Source organism: Streptomyces daghestanicus, from assembly GCF_020521275.1.
Lineage (GTDB): Bacteria > Actinomycetota > Actinomycetes > Streptomycetales > Streptomycetaceae > Streptomyces > Streptomyces griseoviridis.
In genome coordinates this window covers 443,368-465,435 of sequence record NZ_BNDX01000016.1, presented here as the reverse complement: position 1 = coordinate 465,435, position 22,068 = coordinate 443,368, and the positions used below count along the sequence as shown (strand labels likewise).

The window sequence follows — 22,068 nt, the reverse complement described above, 5'->3', positions numbered from 1 at the left end:
ATGCCGATACCCGGGACACCCAGCCGCGCCGAACTCCTCGAACACCTCGCCCGCACCCGTATCGCGGGCGACGTCGCCACGCCCCGCGAGAACAACCTCTCGCACTACCGCAAGCTGGCGAACGGCGACCGCAACTACTGGCTCGGCCTGGAGCTGGGCGACCGCTGGACCGACGAGCAGGACGTGCTCGCGGTGATGGCGGAGCGGGTCGGCGTCGTCGACGACGCCGCGTACCGGTACGGGCAGGACACCATCGACCCGGAGCTGACCGTCGCCGGACTGGAACGGCTGGCCGGGCGGCTGCGCAAGGCCGCGGACAGCGCGCAGCGGGTGCTGTTCGCCACCGGGCATCCCGGCGGGCTGCTGGACGTGCACCGGGCGACGGCCGCCGCGCTGCGCGCCGCCGGCTGCGAGATCGTGGTGATCCCGGAGGGGTTGCAGACGGACGAGGGGTACGTGGTGCAGTTCGCGGACGTGGCGGTGCTCGAACACGGCGCCACGCTGTGGCACACCCACTCCGGCGAGCCGATGAAGGCGATCCTGACCGGTCTGGAGCGCGAGGGCCGCCCGCTGCCCGACCTGGTCGTCGCCGACCACGGCTGGGCCGGGTACGCCGGGCAGCACGGCGTCGACTCCTGCGGCTACGCCGACTGCAACGACCCGGCGCTGTTCCTCGCCGAGGCCGAGGGCACCGTGCAGGTCACGGTCCCCCTGGACGACCACGTCCTCAGCCCCCGCTTCTACGATCCGATGACGGCGTATCTGCTGGCGGAGGCGGGGCTCTTCTAGGTCGTGTCCGCGCCGTCCCTCCGTCCGCCCGGGGGCGGCTCACGCGGCGTCCGGTGCGTGCTCCCGCCGTGCCGACGGGCCGGGCGTCGGGTCCAGGTAGACCCGGCGCACCATCGGCAGCCCGGCCCGAAGCCGCCGTTCGGCGCGGTCGCAGGTCCGCTCGATCTCGGTCGCCGTCGCCCCGTCGCGGAAGTCGACCTTGGCGGCGACCAGCGCCTCCCGGGGCCCCTGCACCAGCGTGGTCAGCTCCAGTACGGCCTCGATGTGCTCCTCGTCCAGCAGTTCGGCCCGGATGCGGTCCCGTACGGCGCGGGGCAGCGGGCGTCCGATGAGGAACTCGGCGTTGGACCGGCCCAGCACCCAGGCGACGTGGAGCAGCAGCGCGCCGATGCACAGGGAGGCGACGCCGTCCCACACCCCGGAGCCGGTGAGCTGCCCGCCGAGCAGCCCGCCGGCCGCGAGGACGAGGCCGATCAGGGCGGCGGAGTCCTCCAGGACCACGGCCTTGACAGCGGTGTCGGGGGTGCGGCGCAGGTACCGGCCGAACGGCACCCGGGCGCGGGCCGCCTCGCCGCGCGCCTGCTTCAGGCCGGTGCGCAGGGAGTAGCCCTCCAGCAGGAAGGCGAGGGCCAGGACGATGTACGCCACCAGCGGGTCGCCGGGTTCCTCGCCGTGGACGAGGGTGTGCAGGCCGTCGTAGAAGGAGAAGACGGCGCCGCCGACGAAGGTGGCGACGGCGGCGAGCAGCGCCCAGATGTACCGCTCGGGGCCGTGGCCGAGGGGGTGGTCCTCGTCGGCGGGGCGGACGCTGCGTTTGAGGGAGGTCAGCAGCAGCACCTCGGTGACGGTGTCGGCGACCGAGTGCGCGGCCTCCGACAGCATCGCGCTGGAGCCGCTGATCACGCCGGCGACCGCCTTGGCGAGGGCGATGCCCAGATTGGCGAGGGCGGCGACGATCACCGTGGAGGTGGATTCGCCGCCGCCCGTGGGTGCTTCCTGTACGGGCTGGTCCATGCCCCTCAGTGTTCCCGGGGGACGCGGACGACGCCCTCCTGGATCACCGAGATCGCGAGCCGGCCGTCCTGCGTGTAGATCCGGGCCTGGCCCAGGCCCCGGCCGCCGGACGCGGACGGCGACTGCTGGTCGTAGAGGAGCCACTCGTCGGCGCGGAAGGGGCGGTGGAACCACATCGCGTGGTCCAGCGAGGCGCCGACCACGTCGCCGACGGCCCAGCCGCCCCGGCCGTGTGCGAGGAGCACGGAGTCGAGCAGGGTCATGTCGGAGACGTACGTGGCGAGGACGACGTGCAGGAGGGGGTCGTCGGCGAGTTTGCCGGCGGTGCGGAACCAGACCTGGGAGTGCGCCTCGCGCGGGGTGCCGAAGGCGCCGTAGGGCGGGTCGTCGGCGTAGCGCAGGTCGACGGCGGCCCGTGCCTCCAGGAACCGGTCGACGGTGGTGGCGGGCAGGTGGGCGTAGCCGCGCAGCCGCTCGTCGTTGGTGGGCAGCGTCTCCGGGTCGGGCGCGGCGGGCATCGGCGCCTGGTGGTCGAGGCCCTCCTCGTACGTCTGGAAGGACGCCGACAGGGTGAAGATCGGCTCGCCGTGCTGGACGGCGACGACCCGGCGGGCGGTGAAGGAACGCCCGTCGCGGAGCCGTTCGACGGCGTAGACGATGGGGGCGCCGGGGTCGCCGGGGCGCAGGAAGTAGGCGTGCAGGGAGTGGGCGTGCCGGTCCTCGGGGACCGTGCGCCCGGCGGCGACCATCGCCTGGGCCGCCACCTGCCCGCCGAAGACGCGCGGGACGACGGCGGACCGGGACCGGCCGCGGAACATGTCCTGCTCGATCCGCTCCAGGTCGAGCAGATCGAGCAGGGAGTCGAGTGCCTCGCTCATGTCCCGGGTGTTCTACAGACCCATGTTCTTCGCGATGATCATCTTCATGACCTCGCTGGTGCCGCCGTAGATGCGGTTGACGCGGTTGTCGGCGTACAGGCGGGCGATCGGGTACTCGTTCATGTAGCCGTAGCCGCCGTGCAGCTGGAGGCAGCGGTCGATGACGCGGTGGGCGACCTCGGTGCAGAACAGCTTGGCGCTGGCGGCCTCGGCGGCGGTCAGCTCGCCGGCGTCCAGGGCCTCCAGGGCGCGGTCGGCGACCGCCTCGGCGGCGTCCACCTCGGCCTGGCAGGCGGCCAGTTCGAACTTGGTGTTCTGGAAGCTGGCGACGGTCTTGCCGAAGACGGTCCGGTCGGTGACGTACTGCTGGGCGAACCGCACGGCGGCCTTGGCCTGCGCGTAGGCGCCGAAGGCGATGCCCCAGCGCTCGGAGGGCAGGTTGGCGCCGAGGTAGTAGAAGCCCTTGTTCTCCTCGCCGAGGAGGTCCTCGGCCGGCACCTTGACGTCGACGAAGGCCAGTTCGGCGGTGTCGGAGGTCTTCAGGCCGAGCTTGTCGAGCTTGCGGCCGACGGAGTAGCCCTCGGACTTGGTGTCGACGGCGAAGAGGGAGATGCCGTAGCGGCGGTCCTCGGCCGTCGGCGCGGCGGTGCGGGCGCAGACGATGACCCGGTCGGCGTGGACGCCGCCGGTGATGAAGGTCTTGGCGCCGTTGAGGACGTAGTGCGTGCCGTCCTCGCTGAGCCTGGCGGTGGACTTCATGCCCGCGAGGTCGGAGCCGGTGCCCGGCTCGGTCATCGCGATCGCCCACATCTCCTCGGCGGAGACGAACTTGGGCAGGAACCGCTTCTTCTGCTCCTCGGTGGCGAGCATCTTGATGTACGGCAGGGCGAGCAGCACGTGCACGCCGGACCCGCCGAAGGTGACGCCCGCGCGGGCGGTCTCCTCGTACTGGACCGCCTCGAACTTGTGGCTCTCCAGCCCGGCGCCGCCGAACTCCTCCGGCACGTTGATGCCGAAGAGGCCCAGCTCGGCGAGCTTGTAGTAGAACTCACGGGGCACGATGCCCTCGGTGAACCACTTGTCGTACTCCGGCACGACCTCGGCCTCGATGAAGGCGCGCAGGGTCTCCCGGAACGCCTCGTGATCCTCGTTGAACACCGTACGGCGCACGGGCGCCCACCTCCACGGGTACGTATCTAAGCGCTTGCTCAGACCTCACGGTACCGGCGAGTAGGGACACCCGTCCAGACACGGTCACGGGTAACGCTCGTCACGCGCTTCCGGCGGAAAGCTCACCGCGGACCGGACCGGCCCCCGGACCCGCGAGCGCGTCCGCCACCGCGTTCACCGTCTTCACCGGGCCGGGACGGTCCAGCACCCGCCCGGCCCCGGCGGCTCGGCCGGGCCACCGTCCGGCGACCGGCCCGCCCGCCACCGCACGGGCGTCCACCAGCCGCCCCCCTTCGCCCCGGGGCCGCCTTACCCGACCGCCGCCGCGAACGCCCCCCGGGCCATCCGGTGCAGCAGTTCCGCCGTCGCCGTGCGGCCGGGGCGGCCCAGGTGGGGGGTGGAGTTCAGGAGGCCGAAGACCGCGTGGACCGTCGCGCGGGCGGCCGGCTCGGCGAGGGCGGGGTAGAGCCGGCGGACCACCTCGACCCACAGCTCGACGTACTGCCGCTGGAGCTGGCGCACCAGCTTGCGGTCGCCGCCCGGGAGGCGGTCCAGCTCGCGGTCGTGCAGGGTGATGAGCGGGCGGTCGTCGAGCGCGAAGTCGATATGGCCCTCGATGAGCGAGTCGAGGAGCGCATCGGGGGCCGCGTCACCGGCCTCCGCCACGCGCCGCCTCGCCCCCGTGAGGAGCTGACCGCTGATGCCGACCAGCAGCTCGGCGAGCATCGCGTCCTTGCCGGCGAAGTGCCGGTACAGCCCCGGCCCGCTGATGCCGACCGCAGCCCCTATCTCGTCGACCCCCACCCCGTGGAACCCGCGCTCGGCGAAGAGCCGGGCGGCCTCCTTGAGGATCTGCTCACGGCGGGTGGGGGCGTCGGTTCTGGTGGCCATGGAGACGATTCTAGACAGGGGGGTTAGCGGTCGTTAACCTGTGGGACATACGTGTTAACGCTCATTAACAAGGGAGCGCGAGATGCACGAAGAGGCGCCGGAGCTGACCACCGCGGCCGACCCCGCGTCGGAGTCCTTCCGGGCCAACGAGCAGGCGCAGCGCGCCCTCGTCGAGGAGCTGCGCGGCAGGCTCGCGGCGGCCCGGCTCGGCGGCGGCGAGCGGGCCCGCGCCCGGCACACCGCGCGCGGCAAGCTGCTGCCGCGCGAGCGCGTGGACCGGCTCCTGGACCCGGGCTCGCCGTTCCTGGAGCTGGCGCCGCTCGCCGCGGAGGGGATGTACGACGGGCAGGCCCCGGCCGCCGGGGTGATCGCCGGGATCGGGCGGGTCAGCGGCCGGGAGTGCGTGATCGTGGCCAACGACGCCACGGTCAAGGGCGGCACGTACTACCCGATGACGGTGAAGAAGCACCTGCGCGCCCAGGAGGTCGCCCTGGAGAACCGGCTGCCGTGCCTGTACCTGGTCGACTCGGGCGGCGCCTTCCTGCCGATGCAGGACGAGGTCTTCCCGGACCGGGACCACTTCGGCCGGATCTTCTACAACCAGGCGCGGATGTCCGCCGCGGGCGTCCCGCAGATCGCCGCCGTCCTCGGCTCCTGCACGGCCGGCGGGGCCTACGTCCCGGCGATGAGCGACGAGGCGGTGATCGTGCGCGGCCAGGGCACGATCTTCCTGGGCGGGCCGCCGCTGGTGAAGGCCGCCACCGGCGAGGTGGTGACGGCGGAGGAGCTGGGCGGCGGCGAGGTCCACGCGCGCGTGTCCGGCGTCGCCGACCACCTCGCGGAGGACGACGCGCACGCGCTGCGGATCGTGCGGACCATCGTGGAGACGCTGCCCGCGCGCGGGGCGCCGCCGTGGCGGGTGCGCCCGGTCGTCGAGCCGAAGGCGGACCCGTACGGGCTGTACGGGGTGGTGCCCGCCGACTCGCGCACGCCCTACGACGTGCGGGAGGTCATCGCGCGGCTGGTGGACGGCTCGCGGTTCGCGGAGTTCAAGGCGGAGTTCGGGCAGACCCTGGTGACGGGCTTCGCCCACCTGCACGGCCACCCGGTCGGCATCGTCGCGAACAACGGCATCCTGTTCTCCGAGTCCGCCCAGAAGGGCGCCCACTTCATCGAGCTGTGCGACCAGCGCGGCATCCCCCTGGTCTTCCTCCAGAACATCTCCGGGTTCATGGTCGGCCGGGACTACGAGGCGGGCGGCATCGCCAAGCACGGCGCCAAGATGGTCACGGCGGTGGCCTGCACCCGCGTACCGAAGCTGACCGTGGTCATCGGCGGCTCGTACGGCGCCGGGAACTACTCGATGTGCGGCCGGGCCTACTCGCCCCGCTTCCTGTGGATGTGGCCCGGCGCCAAGATCTCCGTGATGGGCGGCGAGCAGGCCGCCTCGGTGCTGGCGACCGTCAAGCGGGACCAGTCGGAGGCGCGCGGCGAGGAGTGGCCGGCCGAGGAGGAAGAGGCGTTCAAGGCGCCGGTCCGCGCGCAGTACGAGCGGCAGGGCAACGCCTACTACGCGACCGCCCGCCTGTGGGACGACGGGGTCATCGACCCCCTGGAGACCCGGCAGGTGCTGGGCCTGGCCCTGACCGCCTGCGCGGGCGCGCCCCTCGGCGAGCCGCGGTTCGGCGTCTTCCGGATGTGAGGGGGAGTTCAGCGATGTTCGACACCGTGCTCGTGGCCAACCGGGGCGAGATCGCCGTCCGGGTGATCCGTACGCTCCGCGCGCTGGGCGTGCGGTCGGTGGCCGTCTTCTCCGACGCGGACGCCGGCGCCCGGCACGTCCGGGAGGCCGACGAGGCCGTACGGATCGGCCCGGCGCCGGCCGCCGAGAGCTATCTGTCCGCCGAGCGGCTGCTGGCGGCGGCCGAGCGGACCGGCGCGCAGGCCGTGCACCCGGGGTACGGCTTCCTCGCGGAGAACGCGGCCTTCGCGCGTGCGTGCGCGGAGGCGGGCCTCGTCTTCATCGGGCCGCCCGCCGACGCGATCGCCCTGATGGGCGACAAGATCCGGGCCAAGGAGACGGTCGCGGCGGCCGGCGTCCCCGTGGTCCCCGGCGGACGGGACCCCGATCTCGCGCGGGCGGCCCGCGCGCTGGGCGCTCCCGTGCTGCTCAAGCCGTCGGCGGGCGGCGGCGGCAAGGGCATGCGGCTGGTGCGGGACCTGGCCGTGCTGGACGAGGAGATCGCCGCGGCCCGCCGCGAGGCCCGCGCCTCCTTCGGCGACGACACGCTGCTGGTGGAGCGGTGGGTCGACCGGCCCCGGCACATCGAGATCCAGGTGCTCGCCGACGCCCACGGCCACGTCGTCCACCTCGGGGAGCGCGAGTGCTCCCTGCAGCGCCGGCACCAGAAGGTCGTCGAGGAGGCGCCCAGCGTGCTCCTGGACGAGGCGACCCGCGCGGCGATGGGCGAGGCGGCCGTGCAGGCGGCCCGTTCCTGCGGCTACCGGGGCGCGGGCACGGTGGAGTTCATCGTGCCGGGCACCGATCCGTCGTCGTACTACTTCATGGAGATGAACACCCGGCTCCAGGTGGAGCACCCGGTCACCGAGTTCGTCACCGGCCTGGACCTGGTGGAGTGGCAGCTGAGGGTCGCGGCCGGGGAGAAGCTCGGCTTCGGCCAGGCCGACGTCCGGCTCACCGGGCACGCGGTGGAGGCCCGGCTGAGCGCCGAGGACCCCGCGCGGGGCTTCCTGCCGACCGGCGGCACGGTGCTGCGGCTGCGCGAGCCGGAGGGCGAGGGCGTGCGCACCGACTCCGGGCTGAGCGAGGGCACCGAGGTCGGCAGCCGCTACGACCCGATGCTCGCCAAGGTGATCGCGTACGGCCCGGACCGGGAGACGGCCCTGCGCAAGCTGCGCGCGGCGCTCGCGGAGACGGTGACACTGGGCGTGCCCACCAACGCCGGGTTCCTGCGGCGGCTGCTGGCCCATCCTGCGGTCGTGGCGGGCGAGCTGGACACCGGGCTGGTGGAGCGGGAGGTGGCCGGCCTGGTCGCGGACGGCGTCCCCGAGGAGGTGTACGAGGCGGCGGCGGCCGTACGGCTGGACGCGCTGACCCCGAAGGGCGGCGGCTGGACGGACCCGTTCGCGGTGCCGAGCGGGTGGCGGCTGGGCGGCGAACCGGCACCCGCCTCCTTCCACCTGAAGGTGACCGAACCGGTCGAGTACACCCCGCGCGGCACCCACACCGTCACCGCCGACACCGTCACCGTCACCCTGGACGGCGTCCGGCACACCTTCCACCGGGCCGGCGACTGGCTCGGCCGGGACGGCGACGCCTGGCAGGTCCGCGACCACGATCCCGTGGCCGCCTCCCTGACCCGCGCGGCGCAGGCGGGCGCCGACTCGCTCACCGCGCCGATGCCGGGGACGGTGACGGTGGTGAAGGCCGCCGTCGGCGACGAGGTGACCGCCGGGCAGAGCCTGCTGGTCGTCGAGGCGATGAAGATGGAGCACGTCATCTCCGCCCCGCACGCCGGCACGGTCACCGCCCTCGACGTCACCCCCGGCACCGCCGTCGCCATGGACCAGGTGCTGGCCGTCATCGCCCCCGCGGAGGACACCCCATGACCCTGCCCATGCAGGTCCCGATCCCCGGGCTGCCCGCCCGGGTCCGCATCCACGAGGTCGGCCCCCGCGACGGCCTCCAGAACGAGAAGGCGACCGTGCCCACGGCCGTCAAGGCCGACTTCGTGCGCCGCCTGGCCGAAGCGGGGCTCACCACCGTCGAGGCGACCAGCTTCGTCCACCCGGAGTGGGTGCCCCAGCTCGCCGACGCCGAGGAGCTGTTCCCGCAGGTGGCCGCCCTCCCGGTGGCGCTCCCGGTCCTCGTGCCCAACGAGCGCGGCCTGGACCGCGCGCTCGCCCTCGGCGCCCGCCGCGTCGCCGTGTTCGCCAGCGCCACCGAGTCCTTCGCCAAGGCCAACCTGAACCGCACGGTGGACGAGTCGCTGGCCATGTTCGCGCCGGTGGTGGCCCGCGCGAAGGCCGCCGGGGTGCACGTGCGCGGCTATCTGTCGATGTGCTTCGGCGACCCCTGGGAGGGCGCCGTCCCCGTCCCCCGGGTGGTCAGGGTCTGCCGGGCCCTGCTGGACCTCGGCTGCGACGAGCTGAGCCTCGGCGACACCATCGGGGTGGCCACGCCCGGCCACGTCACCGCCCTGCTGGACGAACTGACCGGCCAGGGCGTCCCGGTGGACGCGGTCGGCGTCCACTTCCACGACACCTACGGGCAGGCCCTGGCCAACACCCTCGCCGCCCTCCAGCGCGGGGTCACCACCGTCGACGCCTCCGCCGGCGGCCTCGGCGGCTGCCCGTTCGCCAAGTCCGCCACCGGCAACCTCGCCACCGAGGACCTGGTGTGGATGCTGCGCGGCCTCGGCGTCGAGACCGGCGTCGACCTCGGCCGCCTCGTCGCCACCAGCGTCTGGATGGCCGCGCACCTGAACCGGCCGAGCCCCTCCCGCACCGTCCGCGCCCTCTCCCCGACGCACCACCAGGAGCAGTGACCGCCATGGACCACCGGCTCTCCCCCGAACTGGACGAACTGCGCCGCACCGTCGCCGCGTTCGCCCACGACGTCGTCGCCCCGACGATCGGCGACCTCTACGAGCGGCACGAGTTCCCCTACGAGATCGTCCGCGAGATGGGCCGCATGGGCCTGTTCGGGCTGCCCTTCCCCGAGGAGTACGGCGGGATGGGCGGCGACTACCTCGCCCTCGGCGTCGCCCTGGAGGAGCTGGCCCGGGTCGACTCCTCGGTGGCCATCACCCTGGAGGCGGGCGTCTCGCTGGGCGCCATGCCGGTCCACCTCTTCGGCACCGAGGAGCAGAAGCGGACCTGGCTGCCGAAGCTCTGCTCCGGGGAGGTCCTCGGCGCCTTCGGGCTGACCGAGCCGGACGGCGGCTCGGACGCGGGCGCGACCCGGACGACGGCCCGCCTCGACGAGACGCGCGGCGAGTGGGTGATCAACGGGACCAAGTGCTTCATCACCAACTCCGGTACCGACATCACCGGCCTGGTCACCGTCACCGCCGTCACCGGGCGCAAGCCGGACGGCTCCCCCCGCATCTCCGCGATCATCGTGCCGTCGGGCACGCCCGGCTTCACCGTCGCCCCGCCGTACTCCAAGGTCGGCTGGAACGCCTCCGACACCCGGGAGCTGTCCTTCGACGACGTCCGGGTGCCGGCCGCCAACCTGCTGGGCGAAGAGGGCCGCGGCTACGCCCAGTTCCTGCGCATCCTGGACGAGGGCCGGATCGCGATCGCGGCGCTGGCCACCGGGCTGGCCCAGGGCTGTGTGGACGAGTCGGTGCGCTACGCCAAGGAGCGGCACGCCTTCGGCCGGCCCATCGGCGCCAACCAGGCGGTCCAGTTCAAGATCGCGGACATGGAGATGAAGGCGCACACCGCCCGCCTCGCCTGGCGGGACGCGGCCTCCCGGCTGGTGGCGGGCGAGCCGTTCAAGAAGGAGGCGGCGCTGGCGAAGCTGTACTCCTCGACCGTCGCGGTGGACAACGCGCGGGACGCCACCCAGATCCACGGCGGGTACGGTTTCATGAACGAGTACCCGGTCGCCCGCATGTGGCGGGACTCCAAGATCCTGGAGATCGGCGAGGGCACCAGCGAGGTCCAGCGGATGCTGATCGCCCGGGAACTGGGCCTGGTGAGCTGAGGCACGGAGGCCGGAAAACCCCGGAACCCGGACGTGATCTGAGGTTAGGCTAACCTACCTTCGAATTGTCCGGCGGACGTTCCGCCCCGTTCGAAGGCAGCCACGCATGTCCAACGCCAGAGCCACCCACCCGACCCGTCGCGGCCTCCTCGCGGCCGGCGGCGCCCTCGGCCTCGGTGCCGCCCTCGCGGCCTGCGGCGACGACAAGAGCGGCGGCTCCTCGGACGGCGGGTCCGCCGGGGGGTCCGGCCCGTGGTCGTTCAAGGACGACCGCGGTACGACGGTGAAGCTCGACGAGGTGCCCACGAGCATCGTCGCCTTCACCGGCGTCGCCGCCGCCCTCTACGACTACGGCGTGCGGGTCAAGGGCGTCTTCGGCCCGACGACGACCAAGGACGGCAAGCCCGACGTCCAGGCCGGCGACATGGACGTCAGCGCGGTCACCGTCCTCGGCAACGCCTGGGGGCAGCTCAACGTCGAGAAGTACGCCGCCCTCGCCCCCGAGGTGCTGATCACCACGACGTTCGACGACGCGGGCACCCTGTGGTCGGTCCCCGAGGAGTCCAAGGACAAGATCGCCAAGCTGGCGCCGAGCGTCGCGGTCTCCGTCTTCGACCGGCAGCTCACCCAGCCCCTGCAGCGCATGTGGGAGCTGGCCGGGTCGCTGGGCGCCGACATGAAGGCCGCGAAGACCGTCCAGGCGAAGAAGGACTTCGAGGCCGCCGCCGAGCGGCTCCGCGCGGCCGCCAAGGCCCGCCCCGAGATCAGGGTGCTGGCCGGTTCCGCGAGCGCCGACCTGTTCTACGTCTCCGGCACCGACCTCTCCGTGGACCTGGAGTACTTCAAGGCCCTCGGTGTGAACTTCGTGGAGCCCCCGGAGGCCGCCAAGAAGGCGACCGGCGGCTGGTTCGAGTCGCTGAGCTGGGAGAACGTCGACAAGTACCCGGCCGACGTGATCATCATGGACGACCGTTCCTCGACCATCCAGCCCGCCGACATCACCGAGGGCACCTGGAAGAAGCTGCCCGCGGTCAAGGCCGGCCAGGTCATCCCCCGCTCCCCCGAGCCGATCCTGTCCTACGCCAAGTGCACGCCGCTGCTGACGAACCTCGCCGAGGCCATCGAGAAGGCGAAGAAGGTCGGCTGACCCCGGCCCGCACCACCGATCGAGGGGGCGGCCGGGGGGCCTCGCCGCCCTCCCGGGCCGCCTCTTCGAGGACCCGTGGGGGGCGGGGTGAACACGCGTCGTCCGCGCGGGCGGGCTACTGCGCCCGGCGGGCCAGCGTGAAGTGGTCGACCTGCTCGCCGGTCTCGGCGATGCCCCGGACCGTGAGGGTGGCCGTGCGGCCCTTGGCGGCCGGGGTGACGTCCACCCGCAGGAAGGAGTAGTCGAGGTAGCGCACCCGCGACCAGGCGACGGTCTCGCTCTGCTTGCCGCCCTCGACGCAGACGAACGACGACACCGCGTCGTTCTCCTTCTCGTGGCCCTCGTAGGACTGGCCGGCGCTGAACGCGTACAGGCTCTTGCCCGCCGCGCCCGCGGTGACGTAGACGACGCCGTCGGTCTCGGGGTGGGCGGTGCCGCCGATCGGCAGTTCCCTGGACACCTCGCCGCCCTTGATGACGTCGGTGCGCTCGTAGACGTGGTTGTGGCCGTTGATGACCAGGTCGACGGTGTACTTCTCGAACAGCGGCACCCATTCGTTCCGTACGCCGCCCTCGGAGGCGTGGGCGGTGGAGGTGCAGTAGGCGCAGTGGTGGAAGAAGACGACGATGAAGTCGATGTCCCGGTCCGCCCGGTACGCCTTCAGCTTCCGCTCCAGCCAGGTCGTCTGGGTGCCGCCGGAGATACCGAGGTTGGCGGGGATCTCGAAGGAGATGTCGTTGGCGTCGAGCGAGATGACGGCCGTGTTGCCGTGCACGAAGGAGTAGACGCCGGGGAGGTTCGTCCTGTCGGGGCCGTCGGTGGGCAGTTCCCAGCGGGCCTCCTCACCGCCGTAGCCGTTGGGCGAGTACCAGGCCTCCATGTCGTGGTTGCCGTACGCCACCATCCACGGGACCTGCTTGGCGACGGACTCGGTCTGGTGCAGGAACTGGTCCCAGACGCGGGAGTCGAAGCCGGTGTCGGTGGCCTTGCCCTGGCCGGCCGGGTCGCCGTAGGCGATGTCGCCGGCGTGCAGGTGGAAGGCCGGGTTCTGGGCGAGGATCAGGGCGTCGTTGGCGAGGCCGTGGTAGCTGACGCCCTGGTCGCCGAAGGCGGTGAAGGTGAACGGCTCGGCCTTGGCGGGGGCGGTGGTGAAGGTGCCGAGGGTGCCCGCGAGGTGGGCCGCGGCCGGGTCGAAGCCGGCGTGGCCGACCCCGTAGTAGTAGGTGCGGCCTGGCTTGAGGCGGGTGAGCCTGGCGTGCAGGTAGTACTGGGTGTGGTCGCCGCTCGCGCCGACACCGGCCGGGGTGTGCAGGGCGCGCACCTCGGCGTCGATCTTGCGGGAGAGGTCCCAGGGGTGGGCGCCGATCCGGATGAACGGCTTCCTGACGGCGACGGGCACCTGCCAGGAGACGGTCATCTCGGTGCGCGGGTCGTTGCCGTAGGCGAGGTGGCGGCCGAAGGGGGCGACCAGGGCGCCGTCGACCGTGTCGGTGTGTCCGGTCTTCTGCGTCGGCACGGCCGCCCGCGCGGTGCCGCCGGCCACGAACGCGCCGCCCGTGACGGCACCGAGCGTGACCGCGCCGCCCCGCATCACCGTGCGGCGCGAGAACCTGGCGCGCAGGTACTCGTGCTGCTCGGCCATGCTCATCCGGTCGGCCAGCTTCTCCGGAACGCCCATACGAGGAATGTCCATGGCGTCTGAAACTCGTCTCCCGAGGCAACGGGTTTCCGGCCACCGCATGGACAGGCGGCGAACAGCCTCCCATGAGAGTTTCAACAGGCTCTTGCCCGATTTCGGGCAGGTTTGTTGCGTGAGCGTCCGCCGTCCCCCAGGATCTAGCGAGTGCACGACGAACTTGTTGATCATCTGACGCGGTCCACGCCCCTGAGCCGGGGCGAGGCGCTGCGCGTGGTCCAGGACGTGCTCGCCTACTTCGACGAGACGACCGAGGAGTACGTCCGTCGCCGCCACCGCGAACTCCAGGCCCAGGGCCTGGTGAACGCGTCGATCTTCGAACGGATCAGGGCGGAGCTCACCTACCGCGCGGTCGCGCCACCGGAGCTGAGCCTCCGCCAGCTGCGCCGCATCGTCTACGGCTGAGGAACACCACCTACATGTGCGGAATCGTCGGATACATCGGGAAGCGCGACGTGGCGCCCCTGCTGCTGGAGGGCCTCCAGCGCCTGGAGTACCGGGGCTACGACTCGGCGGGCATCGTCGTGACGTCCCCGAAGTCGGCCGGCCTGAGGATGGTCAAGGCCAAGGGCCGGGTCCGTGACCTGGAGGCCAGGGTCCCGGCGCGGTTCAAGGGCACCACCGGCATCGCCCACACCCGCTGGGCCACCCATGGCGCCCCCTCCGACCTCAACGCCCACCCCCACATGTCCGCCGACCAGAAGGTCGCGGTCGTGCACAACGGCATCATCGACAACGCCGCCGAGCTGCGCCGCAAGCTGGAGGCGGACGGCGTCGAGTTCCTCTCCGAGACCGACACCGAGGTCCTCGTCCACCTCATCGCGCGCTCGGCCGCCGAGAAGCTGGAGGACAAGGTCCGCGAGACGCTCCGCGTCATCGAGGGCACCTACGGCATCGCCGTGATGCACGCCGACTTCCCCGACCGCATCGTGGTGGCCCGCAACGGCTCCCCGGTCGTCCTCGGCATCGGCGAGAAGGAGATGTTCGTCGCCTCCGACATCGCCGCGCTGGTCACCCACACCCGGCAGATAGTCACCCTCGACGACGGCGAGATGGCCACCCTCAAGGCGGACGACTTCCGCACGTACACCACCGAGGGCACCCGCACCACCGCCGAGCCGACCACCGTGGAGTGGGAGGCGGCCTCCTACGACATGGGCGGCCACGACACCTACATGCACAAGGAGATCCACGAGCAGGCCGAGGCCGTGGACCGCGTCCTGCGCGGCCGGATCGACGACCGCTTCTCCACGGTGCACCTGGGCGGGCTGAACCTGGACGCCCGCGAGGCCCGGCTGATCCGCCGCGTCAAGATCCTGGGCTGCGGCACCTCGTACCACGCGGGCATGATCGGCGCCCAGATGATCGAGGAGCTGGCCCGCATCCCCGCGGACGCCGAGCCGGCCTCCGAGTTCCGCTACCGCAACGCCGTCGTCGACCCCGACACGCTGTACGTCGCCGTCTCCCAGTCCGGTGAGACGTACGACGTGCTCGCCGCCGTGCAGGAGCTGAAGCGCAAGGGCGCCCGGGTCCTCGGCATCGTCAACGTGGTCGGCTCGGCCATCGCCCGCGAGGCGGACGGCGGCATGTACGTGCACGCCGGGCCCGAGGTGTGCGTGGTCTCCACCAAGTGCTTCACCAACACCACGGTGGCCTTCGCGCTGCTCGCCCTGCACCTCGGCCGCACCCGCGACCTCTCCGTCCGGGACGGCAAGCGGATCATCGAGGGCCTGCGCAAGCTGCCCGCGCAGATCTCCGAGATGCTGGAGCAGGAGGAGGAGATCAAGAAGCTGGCCGCCGAGTACGCCGAGGCCCGCTCGATGCTCTTCATCGGCCGCGTCCGGGGCTACCCGGTGGCCCGCGAGGCGTCCCTGAAGCTCAAGGAGGTCTCCTACATCCACGCCGAGGCGTACCCGGCCTCCGAGCTGAAGCACGGCCCGCTCGCCCTGATCGAGCCGGCCCTGCCCACGGTCGCGATCGTGCCGGACGACGACCTGCTGGAGAAGAACCGCGCCGCGATGGAGGAGATCAAGGCCCGCAGCGGCCGCATCCTCGCCGTCGCCCACCAGCGGCAGGAGAAGGCCGACCACACCGTCGTCGTCCCGAAGAACGAGGACGAGCTGGACCCCATCCTCATGGGCATCCCCCTCCAACTCCTCGCCTACCACACGGCGTTGGCGCTGGGCCGGGACATCGACAAGCCCCGCAACCTGGCCAAGTCGGTGACGGTGGAGTAGGACCCGTACGAAACGGCCCCCCGCGTGTGCGTCGGCACAGGCCGGGGGCCGTCGTCCGTCCCGCCTAGGGGATGACCACCACGGGCCGCTGGGCCCGCTTGGCGAGCCGCCCGGCGACGGAGCCGAAGATGCGTCCGACGAGCCCGTGGGTGGAGCCCACGACGATCGCGTCGGCCTCGTACTCCCGTCCCACTTCCTCGAGTTCGTGGCAGATGTCGCCGCCGCGCTCGACGAGGATCCACGGCACCTCGGCGAGGTAGTCCGCGCAGGCCAGCTCCAGGCCCAGCACCTCGGTGCGGTGGTCCGGCACGTCCACGAAGACGGGCGGCTCGCAGCCCGCCCAGACGGTGGTGGGCAGCCGGTTGGCCACGTGGACGATGATCAGGCCCTGCGCCAGCCGTCGTGCCATACCGATGGCGTACGCGAGGGCGCGTTCACTGGACGTGGAGCCGTCGAAGCCCACGACGACGCCGTGCTTGAAGGCGGGGTCGCACGCGTGGCGCGGCTCGGGCTCCGCCAGGGGATCGGCCGCCGTCGGTTCGGCGACCGGCCGCTTGCGGTCCGCTGGTTCGAAGAATTCGTGACCGGCCATGGCTGTCTCGGCGTCGTGATCCTTTTTAGGTGGGCCGACAGTGTGCGGCGGAGCTGTGTCCGGGAATCATCTTCCCAAGGCCATACCCCCAAGGGTACGGCGGCACGCCTCCTTCGCCATTTCCGGCGGGCTCCCCCGCCGGGGTTCCCCGGAGCATGCACGAGGGGGCGCCCGTTACGCAATGGTTGCTGCGCTGTACAGGCGGTTCGCACGGGATTCACGCGCGCGTACGCCCCCCGTACACATGGCCGGGGCGGGTACCTGACCCGACGCGACCGCCCCGCCCGGCACGCGGTGGACTCCGGTGGACCATCCCCGGGAAGCACGCCTGTCCTCCACCGGGGTCCGCCGGCCGCCGCCGCGCCGGCCGGCGGCCGGCCCGCCGTTCCCCCGTACGGAGGACAGTGACGGGTCGGGGGCGCGCGGGGGCGGGCGGGGCGGCGGGAGAAATACACCGGTTGGCTGACCGGTTTTCATGCACCCGCCCACCTCTTTTCGGCCAACTTCTGCCTATGGCGCATCCTCGCCCCACACCACCCCCCGATAGCCGTTCCACCTGCACGGAAAGGGTCTCGGCGGCCGTGCGCACCCTACGGGGATTGGCCACCGCGACGAGGCGCACTTCCCTGCGACGCCCGGGAGTGCAACGCTTCGTGATCGAATGCTTCACGCCAAGTTGCCATGTCGACAATGTCCCGAGTGCCGAACCGGCCACTGAGGCGCGACGGGACACAGTAGATTCGATCTTGACTGTCTACGGCGGGGGACTCGTGCAGGACCGAGGGGAAACGTGTTGGAGCGACAGACCCGAAGGGACCAGGGCGCCGCGACCACCGAGGGGGGCTTAGCAGTATGAGCCACGACTCCACTGCCGCGCCGGAAGCCGCGACCCGGAAGCTGTCCGGGCGACGCCGCAAGGAGATCGTCGCGGTGCTGCTGTTCAGCGGCGGCCCCATCTTCGAAAGTTCCATACCGCTGTCGGTGTTCGGCATCGACCGGCAGGACGCCGGGGTGCCGCGCTACCGGCTGCTGGTCTGCGCCGGTGAGGAGGGCCCGCTGCGGACCACGGGGGGCCTGGAACTGATCGCGCCGCAAGGGCTGGAGGCGATCTCGCGGGCCGGCACCGTGGTGGTGCCCGCCTGGCGGTCGATCACCTCACCACCGCCCGCCGAGGCGCTGGACGCGCTGCGGCGGGCCCATGAGGAGGGGGCGCGCATCGTCGGCCTGTGCACGGGCGCGTTCGTGCTGGCCGCGGCGGGGCTGCTGGACGGCCGCCCCGCCACCACGCACTGGATGTACGCGCCGACGCTCGCCAAGCGCTACCCGTCGGTGCACGTCGACCCGCGCGAGCTGTTCGTCGACGACGGTGACGTGCTGACCTCGGCGGGCACCGCGGCCGGCATCGACCTGTGTCTGCACATCGTGCGCACCGACCACGGCAACGAGGCGGCCGGCGCGCTGGCCCGCCGGCTGGTGGTGCCCCCGCGCCGCAGCGGCGGCCAGGAACGGTACCTGGACCGGTCTTTACCCGAGGAGATCGGCGCCGACCCGCTCGCCGAGGTCGTCGCCTGGGCGCTGGAGCACCTCCACGAGCAGTTCGACGTGGAGACGCTGGCCGCCCGCGCGTACATGAGCCGCCGTACGTTCGACCGCCGCTTCCGCTCACTGACGGGCTCGGCCCCGCTCCAGTGGCTGATCACCCAGCGCGTCCTGCAGGCCCAGCGCCTGCTGGAGACGTCGGACTACTCGGTGGACGAGGTCGCCGGCCGCTGCGGCTTCCGCTCGCCGGTGGCGCTGCGCGGGCACTTCCGCCGCCAGCTCGGCTCCTCGCCGGCCGCGTACCGCGCCGCCTACCGGGCCCGCCGTCCGCAGGGCGACCGCCCGGCGGAGAGCGCCGAGGCGCGGCCCCCGGTCCCGTCCGACCCGGGCGGCCAGCCGCAGCCCGCCGCGCTGCACCCGGAGAGCCCGGTCCCGTACCAGCACCGCCGGACCGCTCCCGCCCTGCCGGCCGCCACCGTGTCGCCCGCCGAGCCGGGCCGCGAGACCGGCCGCGAGGCGTACGCGGGGCCCCGCCCGAGCCTGCCGGGCCAGCGCAGCGCGCCCTGAGCGCCGTCGCCCCCGGTGCCGGCGTGCGGGCCGCACCGGCACCGGGGGCCTGCACGGCGGGCACCGGCCGTAGGGTGTTCGCATGAACGATCGCATGGTGTGGATCGACTGCGAGATGACCGGCCTCTCGCTGTCCGACGACGCGCTCATCGAGGTGGCCGCCCTCGTCACCGACTCGGAGCTGAACATCCTCGGTGACGGCGTGGACATCGTCATCCGTCCGCCGGACCGGGCGCTGGAGACCATGCCGGAGGTGGTGCGGCAGATGCACACCGCCTCCGGCCTGCTCGCCGAACTGGAGCACGGCACGACGCTCGCCGACGCCGAGGAGCGGGTCCTGGCTTATGTGAAGGAGCACGTCAAGGAGCCCGGCAAGGCCCCGCTGTGCGGGAACTCCGTCGGCACCGACCGCGGCTTCCTGCTCCGCGACATGCCGACCCTGGAGGACTACCTCCACTACCGCATCGTCGACGTGTCCTCGATCAAGGAACTGGCTCGCCGCTGGTACCCCCGGGCGTACTTCAACAGCCCCGAGAAGAACGGCAACCACCGCGCGCTCGCCGACATCCGCGAGTCCATCGCCGAGCTGCGCTACTACCGGGAGGCGGTCTTCGTCCCCCAGCCGGGCCCCGACTCCGACACCGCGAAGGCGATCGCCGCCAAGCACGTCCTGCCTGCTCAGTAGGCGGGCCGGAGCCCCTCGGGCCACCTCCGGAAGGGGCGCCGCGGAACGCGGGCGCGAGCACCCCTTCGGACCCTGTACACTTTTTCTCGGCCGGTCAGGGAAACCAACGGAATCCCAGCGCCGGTCATGGTGGGTGTAGCTCAGCTGGTAGAGCACCTGGTTGTGGTCCAGGAAGTCGCGGGTTCAAGTCCCGTCACTCACCCTGATCGATCAAGGTCTGGCCTGTGGAAACGGGTCAGACCTTGATCGCGTTCAGGGGCCGTCGAAGAGGTCGGGCCTACCGGCTCTGCCGGGAAGGACGAACGGGACGGGGCAGACAGCCGCAGCGGGCAGACCTGCCCCTCCGGGTACAGTCCCAGGCCCCGCCCGATGATCCGGACGCGCCCGTGTGCCGCCAGGACGCCGCGCCCACCGGCGGCAGCCAGGTCAGCCGCGCTCACCCATGGCCGCGCGCAGCCAGTCGAGCGGTGCCTGGGCCAGCAGTTGGTCGGCGAGCAGCCGGCCGGACTCGGTGACGATCCGCGCCCGGCTGTTGTCGACCCAGCGCCGGGCGGCCTCGTACCCCTGGGCCTTGTACTCCAGCCCCTGCAACATGCACTCCAGCTTGTCGGCGTCACGCGCGCAGATGGCCTCCGGCGTCTCCCGGGCCTCGTACTCGGCGACGACCGCACGGACCGCGGAGCGCAGTACCTCGGGCATGCCGGCCGTCTGGTCCGCCGTGACCGCCACCGGGTCACCGGGTTCCGCGTACTTCTTTCCCAGGTGGTTCACGTCTCCCGTACGTGTCTCCTGCGAGTCGTGCCAGACCGCCAAGTGCGCGGCCCTCGCGGCGTCGGCGCCCTCCAGGGTGGCGATGACCGAGGCGATGACGGACGTCCGCCACGCGTGTTCGGCGACGCTCTCGGGGTCCCGGACACCCGCCATCCACCAGCCCGTTCGCCGGGCCGCCTTCAATGTGCCGGCCTCCCACAGGAAGTGGGCCACGTCGGTCAGGTCCTGGTCACCCACGGATGTCCCCTTTCACGCCTCGGCGAGGCGGATCGCGTACCGGATGCCCTCCAGCTCCCGCCGAGCCTGCGGCGACAGCCCGGAGTCATCCAACAGCACCGGCAGGCGTTCGCGCAGGGTCCGCTCGGCGGCCGACCGTGCGCGCAGCAGGTTCGGGCGGGCGGCGAGCAGCGTCCACAGCGTATGGACGTTGAGATCGAAGAAGCCGTGCCGCGGGGTGAGGCCGCGGACCAGATGGGCCATGAGCCGGTCGCCGTGCCATGGCCCGGGCGCCGTCTCGCCGATGAAGTCGTCCGACAGCTGGACGTGCGCGGACTCCCCGACCCAGTAGGCCCAGTAGTTCAGGTTCGCCGCCTCCGCCCGGTCGTCGGCGCCCAGGGTGCGGCCGATGAAGTGGCCCATGCGGTCCCGGTCGCCCTGGCGCGCGGCCACGGCGGCCGCGGAGCGCGCGTTGAGCCACCGCGTCAGCCAGTCGTCCGGCCGCTCGGTCCGCTGCTGGTGCGCCAGCCACTCGGAGGTGCCGGCGTCCTGATCGAAGCCGGCCAGGTAAAGGGCCTGACGCCGCAAGAGGAACTCGTGACCGCCGCGGGCCTGCTCGGCCGTCTCCCGCATACGGCTGAAGAAGCGCCGCCGGTCGGCCGGGGGCAGGTCCGGCGCCGGTGGCACCGGACCGCGGCGTGGTCGAGGGGGCGGCGGGAGTTCGCGCACAGAGGTGGGCGGGACCCCGTTCAGCGGCCACGTCAGAATCTCCACGAGCTGGCGTTGCATCACCCAGGCGCCCAGCGGATCGGGCCCGGCAGGGGCCTCCTCCTCCAGCGCGCCGGCCAGCAGGGTGTCGGCCTCCAGCGCGCGCTCCAGGGCAGAGAGCAGGGCGGGCGCCGCGCCCATCCGCATGAGCCGGTGGCGATGCATCAGCATCTGCCCCAGCGAGAGGGAGGTCAGCGGGCGACGCCCTGTCTCCCAGCCGGCGACCGTGTCCGGTGCCACCCCGAACTGCTCGGCGAAGGCGTCCTGTGTGTGCCCCAGCTGCTCGCGTATGACCCGGAAGACGTAGCCCGAGATGATGCCCACGCGCCCTCTCGGGGGCGTTCCCCGACCACCGGTCAGGGTTCCGTTCGCCTGCTGCCCCATGGCGTTCCCTTGCCCGTCCCAGACGGGTGCTTACCCGTACTCACGGTCACTACGAGCGGTAATCACGCCTACCTACTGTCAAGGGTGACAACCCGGCAAGTCAGCATAGTAGGAGTGATATCGCCATGACCGCCTATGGCCAGAACAACGGACGACTCCCTCAGCCGGTCGAGGCCCAGCCCGGCATCCCGGTCCGCCCCACCAGCGACCAGCGCTTGTCCGCCGAGGAGTGGCTGCTCTCCGCGAGCCCGCTGCCGGGGCGGGCCCGCGCCGAGCTGCGGGAGCACGGCGTGGTACTGCTGCCCCTCGGTGGTCTGTTCTCGGCGGTGCGTGTTCCGGGCCGGATCGTCCAGGCGCTCGCGGCGAGCACCGATCCGGCCGTCATCGACGCCGTACTGGCCGACGTGCTCGACGGCGGCCCCGTCGTCTGTGCCGTGCGCGGCCCCCGCTACTACGCGCTCGTGCCCCCGAGCATGCCGCAGACATGGCGGGACGCAGTCGAGGACTGGCGCGACGACGACGTCGCCTGCCTCGGCCGCGCGTCGTACCTGGGGGTGCCGGCGCCGACGGCCGTGGCCCACCCGCGCTCGGGCGCGACCTCGTACTGGTCGGTCCCGCCGCGTCCGGGCACCCTGTGCCGGCCCCTCGCCGTGGCCCGTCTGATCGCCGCCGGCGTGCATCTGCTGGGCGACGAACGCGACCCCTGGCCGGCGGACGCCCCGCTCACCCCGCGCCCCGGCAACCCCGAGGGTCACTGACCCACCGCCCGCCTCGGTGTCACGGACCCCAGGGCGACCGCGGGCAGGGGGCGAACTCCGTTCGGGGTCCTGCCCGTCCGGGTCAGCCGGCGACCGAGCCGAGCAGCACGAGCAGATCACCACCGATCCGGCGGCCTCCGTCCCGGCGACGGGCGAACTTTCCCTTTCGGCCAACCCCTCGGGCAAGAACAGCAGTTCATCAGTTCGAAGTGCGTGCGCAACCATTAGTGTC

19 protein-coding genes and 1 tRNA gene are annotated in these 22,068 nt (G+C 72.4%); 12 read left to right on the top strand and 8 right to left on the bottom strand.

Annotation, left to right across the window (positions count from 1 at the left end; all coding sequences use genetic code 11):
- Positions 1-789, top strand: a complete 789-nt coding sequence (locus Sdagh_RS28845; RefSeq protein ID WP_189420291.1) for a phosphatase — start codon at positions 1-3, stop codon at positions 787-789.
- Between the two features lie 39 nt (positions 790-828).
- On the opposite strand, the gene Sdagh_RS28840 is transcribed toward Sdagh_RS28845, so the two are convergent.
- From Sdagh_RS28840 to Sdagh_RS28825, 4 genes are all read right to left on the bottom strand, one after another.
- Positions 829-1,803 (bottom strand): cation diffusion facilitator family transporter, encoded by a 975-nt coding sequence (locus Sdagh_RS28840; RefSeq protein ID WP_189420289.1) that lies wholly within the window; start codon positions 1,801-1,803, stop codon positions 829-831.
- 5 nt (positions 1,804-1,808) lie between these two features.
- The gene (locus tag Sdagh_RS28835) at positions 1,809-2,681 is read right to left on the bottom strand and encodes an acyl-CoA thioesterase (protein WP_189420287.1); all 873 of its coding nucleotides are present in this window, start codon (positions 2,679-2,681) and stop codon (positions 1,809-1,811) included.
- 12 nt (positions 2,682-2,693) lie between these two features.
- A complete protein-coding gene (locus Sdagh_RS28830) occupies positions 2,694-3,851 on the bottom strand; it encodes an acyl-CoA dehydrogenase family protein (RefSeq protein WP_189420285.1) in 1,158 nt (385 codons plus the stop codon).
- A gap of 309 nt (positions 3,852-4,160) precedes the next feature.
- Positions 4,161-4,742 carry an SACE_7040 family transcriptional regulator gene (locus tag Sdagh_RS28825; RefSeq protein WP_189420284.1) on the bottom strand — a complete coding sequence of 194 codons (582 nt, stop codon included), beginning with the start codon at positions 4,740-4,742 and terminating at the stop codon, positions 4,161-4,163.
- An 82-nt stretch (positions 4,743-4,824) separates the two neighbouring features.
- Here Sdagh_RS28825 and Sdagh_RS28820 point away from each other — a divergent pair, with 82 nt between their 5' ends.
- From Sdagh_RS28820 to Sdagh_RS28800, 5 genes are all read left to right on the top strand, one after another.
- A complete protein-coding gene (locus Sdagh_RS28820; RefSeq protein WP_189420281.1) occupies positions 4,825-6,444 on the top strand; it encodes a carboxyl transferase domain-containing protein in 1,620 nt (539 codons plus the stop codon).
- A gap of 14 nt (positions 6,445-6,458) precedes the next feature.
- Positions 6,459-8,372 (top strand): acetyl/propionyl/methylcrotonyl-CoA carboxylase subunit alpha, encoded by a 1,914-nt coding sequence (locus Sdagh_RS28815; protein WP_190077326.1) that lies wholly within the window; start codon positions 6,459-6,461, stop codon positions 8,370-8,372.
- Entirely contained in the window at positions 8,369-9,310 is a 942-nt protein-coding gene (locus Sdagh_RS28810) for a hydroxymethylglutaryl-CoA lyase (protein ID WP_190077325.1), read from the top strand. The genes Sdagh_RS28815 and Sdagh_RS28810 overlap by 4 nt, the downstream gene beginning before the upstream one ends.
- A 5-nt stretch (positions 9,311-9,315) precedes the next feature.
- A complete protein-coding gene (locus tag Sdagh_RS28805) occupies positions 9,316-10,476 on the top strand; it encodes an acyl-CoA dehydrogenase family protein (RefSeq protein WP_189420415.1) in 1,161 nt (386 codons plus the stop codon).
- 106 nt (positions 10,477-10,582) lie between these two features.
- The gene (locus Sdagh_RS28800) at positions 10,583-11,623 is read left to right on the top strand and encodes an ABC transporter substrate-binding protein (RefSeq protein ID WP_189420275.1); all 1,041 of its coding nucleotides are present in this window, start codon (positions 10,583-10,585) and stop codon (positions 11,621-11,623) included.
- A gap of 115 nt (positions 11,624-11,738) precedes the next feature.
- On the opposite strand, the gene Sdagh_RS28795 is transcribed toward Sdagh_RS28800, so the two are convergent.
- Complete coding sequence (locus tag Sdagh_RS28795) at positions 11,739-13,301, bottom strand: purple acid phosphatase family protein (RefSeq protein ID WP_189420273.1); 1,563 nt, start codon at positions 13,299-13,301, stop codon at positions 11,739-11,741.
- Positions 13,302-13,466: 165 nt separating this feature from the next.
- Between Sdagh_RS28795 and Sdagh_RS28790 the strand changes: the two genes are divergently transcribed.
- Positions 13,467-13,724 carry a hypothetical protein gene (locus Sdagh_RS28790; protein ID WP_189420271.1) on the top strand — a complete coding sequence of 86 codons (258 nt, stop codon included), beginning with the start codon at positions 13,467-13,469 and terminating at the stop codon, positions 13,722-13,724.
- Positions 13,725-13,738: 14 nt separating this feature from the next.
- Entirely contained in the window at positions 13,739-15,556 is a 1,818-nt protein-coding gene (gene glmS, locus Sdagh_RS28785) for a glutamine--fructose-6-phosphate transaminase (isomerizing) (RefSeq protein WP_190007598.1), read from the top strand.
- A gap of 64 nt (positions 15,557-15,620) precedes the next feature.
- On the opposite strand, the gene Sdagh_RS28780 is transcribed toward glmS, so the two are convergent.
- The gene (locus Sdagh_RS28780; protein ID WP_189420267.1) at positions 15,621-16,148 is read right to left on the bottom strand and encodes a universal stress protein; all 528 of its coding nucleotides are present in this window, start codon (positions 16,146-16,148) and stop codon (positions 15,621-15,623) included.
- A gap of 852 nt (positions 16,149-17,000) precedes the next feature.
- Here Sdagh_RS28780 and Sdagh_RS28775 point away from each other — a divergent pair.
- From Sdagh_RS28775 to Sdagh_RS28765, 3 genes are all read left to right on the top strand, one after another.
- A complete protein-coding gene (locus Sdagh_RS28775) occupies positions 17,001-18,254 on the top strand; it encodes a helix-turn-helix domain-containing protein (protein WP_190077324.1) in 1,254 nt (417 codons plus the stop codon).
- An 82-nt stretch (positions 18,255-18,336) separates the two neighbouring features.
- Positions 18,337-18,939, top strand: a complete 603-nt coding sequence (gene orn / locus Sdagh_RS28770; protein WP_189420263.1) for an oligoribonuclease — start codon at positions 18,337-18,339, stop codon at positions 18,937-18,939.
- A gap of 129 nt (positions 18,940-19,068) precedes the next feature.
- A tRNA-His gene (locus Sdagh_RS28765) sits at positions 19,069-19,141 on the top strand.
- A gap of 224 nt (positions 19,142-19,365) precedes the next feature.
- Here Sdagh_RS28765 and Sdagh_RS28760 read toward each other — a convergent pair.
- Together Sdagh_RS28760 and Sdagh_RS28755 are read right to left on the bottom strand one after the other, a co-directional pair.
- Positions 19,366-19,947: an HD domain-containing protein gene (locus tag Sdagh_RS28760; RefSeq protein WP_189420262.1), complete on the bottom strand. Its 582-nt coding sequence runs from the start codon at positions 19,945-19,947 to the stop codon at positions 19,366-19,368.
- Between the two features lie 12 nt (positions 19,948-19,959).
- On the bottom strand, positions 19,960-21,078 hold the full coding sequence (locus tag Sdagh_RS28755) for a helix-turn-helix domain-containing protein (RefSeq protein ID WP_190077323.1): 1,119 nt from the start codon (positions 21,076-21,078) through the stop codon (positions 19,960-19,962).
- Positions 21,079-21,203: 125 nt separating this feature from the next.
- On the opposite strand from Sdagh_RS28755, the gene Sdagh_RS28750 reads away from it, so the two are divergent.
- Entirely contained in the window at positions 21,204-21,836 is a 633-nt protein-coding gene (locus tag Sdagh_RS28750) for a hypothetical protein (protein ID WP_190077322.1), read from the top strand.
- The last annotated feature ends 232 nt before the right edge of the window (positions 21,837-22,068 follow it).

Bases quoted from the DNA above. Each gene is read 5' to 3' on its own strand.
- Sdagh_RS28825 (WP_189420284.1), bottom strand. From the start codon at position 4,742: ATGGCCACCAGAACCGACGCCCCCACCCGCCGTGAGCAGATCCTCAAG.
- Sdagh_RS28845 (WP_189420291.1), top strand. From the start codon at position 1: ATGCCGATACCCGGGACACCCAGCCGCGCCGAACTCCTCGAACACCTC.
- glmS (WP_190007598.1), top strand. From the start codon at position 13,739: ATGTGCGGAATCGTCGGATACATCGGGAAGCGCGACGTGGCGCCCCTG.
- Sdagh_RS28775 (WP_190077324.1), top strand. From the start codon at position 17,001: ATGAGCCACGACTCCACTGCCGCGCCGGAAGCCGCGACCCGGAAGCTG.
- Sdagh_RS28800 (WP_189420275.1), top strand. From the start codon at position 10,583: ATGTCCAACGCCAGAGCCACCCACCCGACCCGTCGCGGCCTCCTCGCG.
- Sdagh_RS28810 (WP_190077325.1), top strand. From the start codon at position 8,369: ATGACCCTGCCCATGCAGGTCCCGATCCCCGGGCTGCCCGCCCGGGTC.
- Sdagh_RS28795 (WP_189420273.1), bottom strand. From the start codon at position 13,301: ATGGGCGTTCCGGAGAAGCTGGCCGACCGGATGAGCATGGCCGAGCAG.
- Sdagh_RS28835 (WP_189420287.1), bottom strand. From the start codon at position 2,681: ATGAGCGAGGCACTCGACTCCCTGCTCGATCTGCTCGACCTGGAGCGG.
- Sdagh_RS28780 (WP_189420267.1), bottom strand. From the start codon at position 16,148: ATGGCCGGTCACGAATTCTTCGAACCAGCGGACCGCAAGCGGCCGGTC.
- Sdagh_RS28755 (WP_190077323.1), bottom strand. From the start codon at position 21,078: ATGGGGCAGCAGGCGAACGGAACCCTGACCGGTGGTCGGGGAACGCCC.
- Sdagh_RS28820 (WP_189420281.1), top strand. From the start codon at position 4,825: ATGCACGAAGAGGCGCCGGAGCTGACCACCGCGGCCGACCCCGCGTCG.
- Sdagh_RS28805 (WP_189420415.1), top strand. From the start codon at position 9,316: ATGGACCACCGGCTCTCCCCCGAACTGGACGAACTGCGCCGCACCGTC.
- Sdagh_RS28815 (WP_190077326.1), top strand. From the start codon at position 6,459: ATGTTCGACACCGTGCTCGTGGCCAACCGGGGCGAGATCGCCGTCCGG.
- Sdagh_RS28750 (WP_190077322.1), top strand. From the start codon at position 21,204: ATGACCGCCTATGGCCAGAACAACGGACGACTCCCTCAGCCGGTCGAG.
- Sdagh_RS28840 (WP_189420289.1), bottom strand. From the start codon at position 1,803: ATGGACCAGCCCGTACAGGAAGCACCCACGGGCGGCGGCGAATCCACC.
- orn (WP_189420263.1), top strand. From the start codon at position 18,337: ATGAACGATCGCATGGTGTGGATCGACTGCGAGATGACCGGCCTCTCG.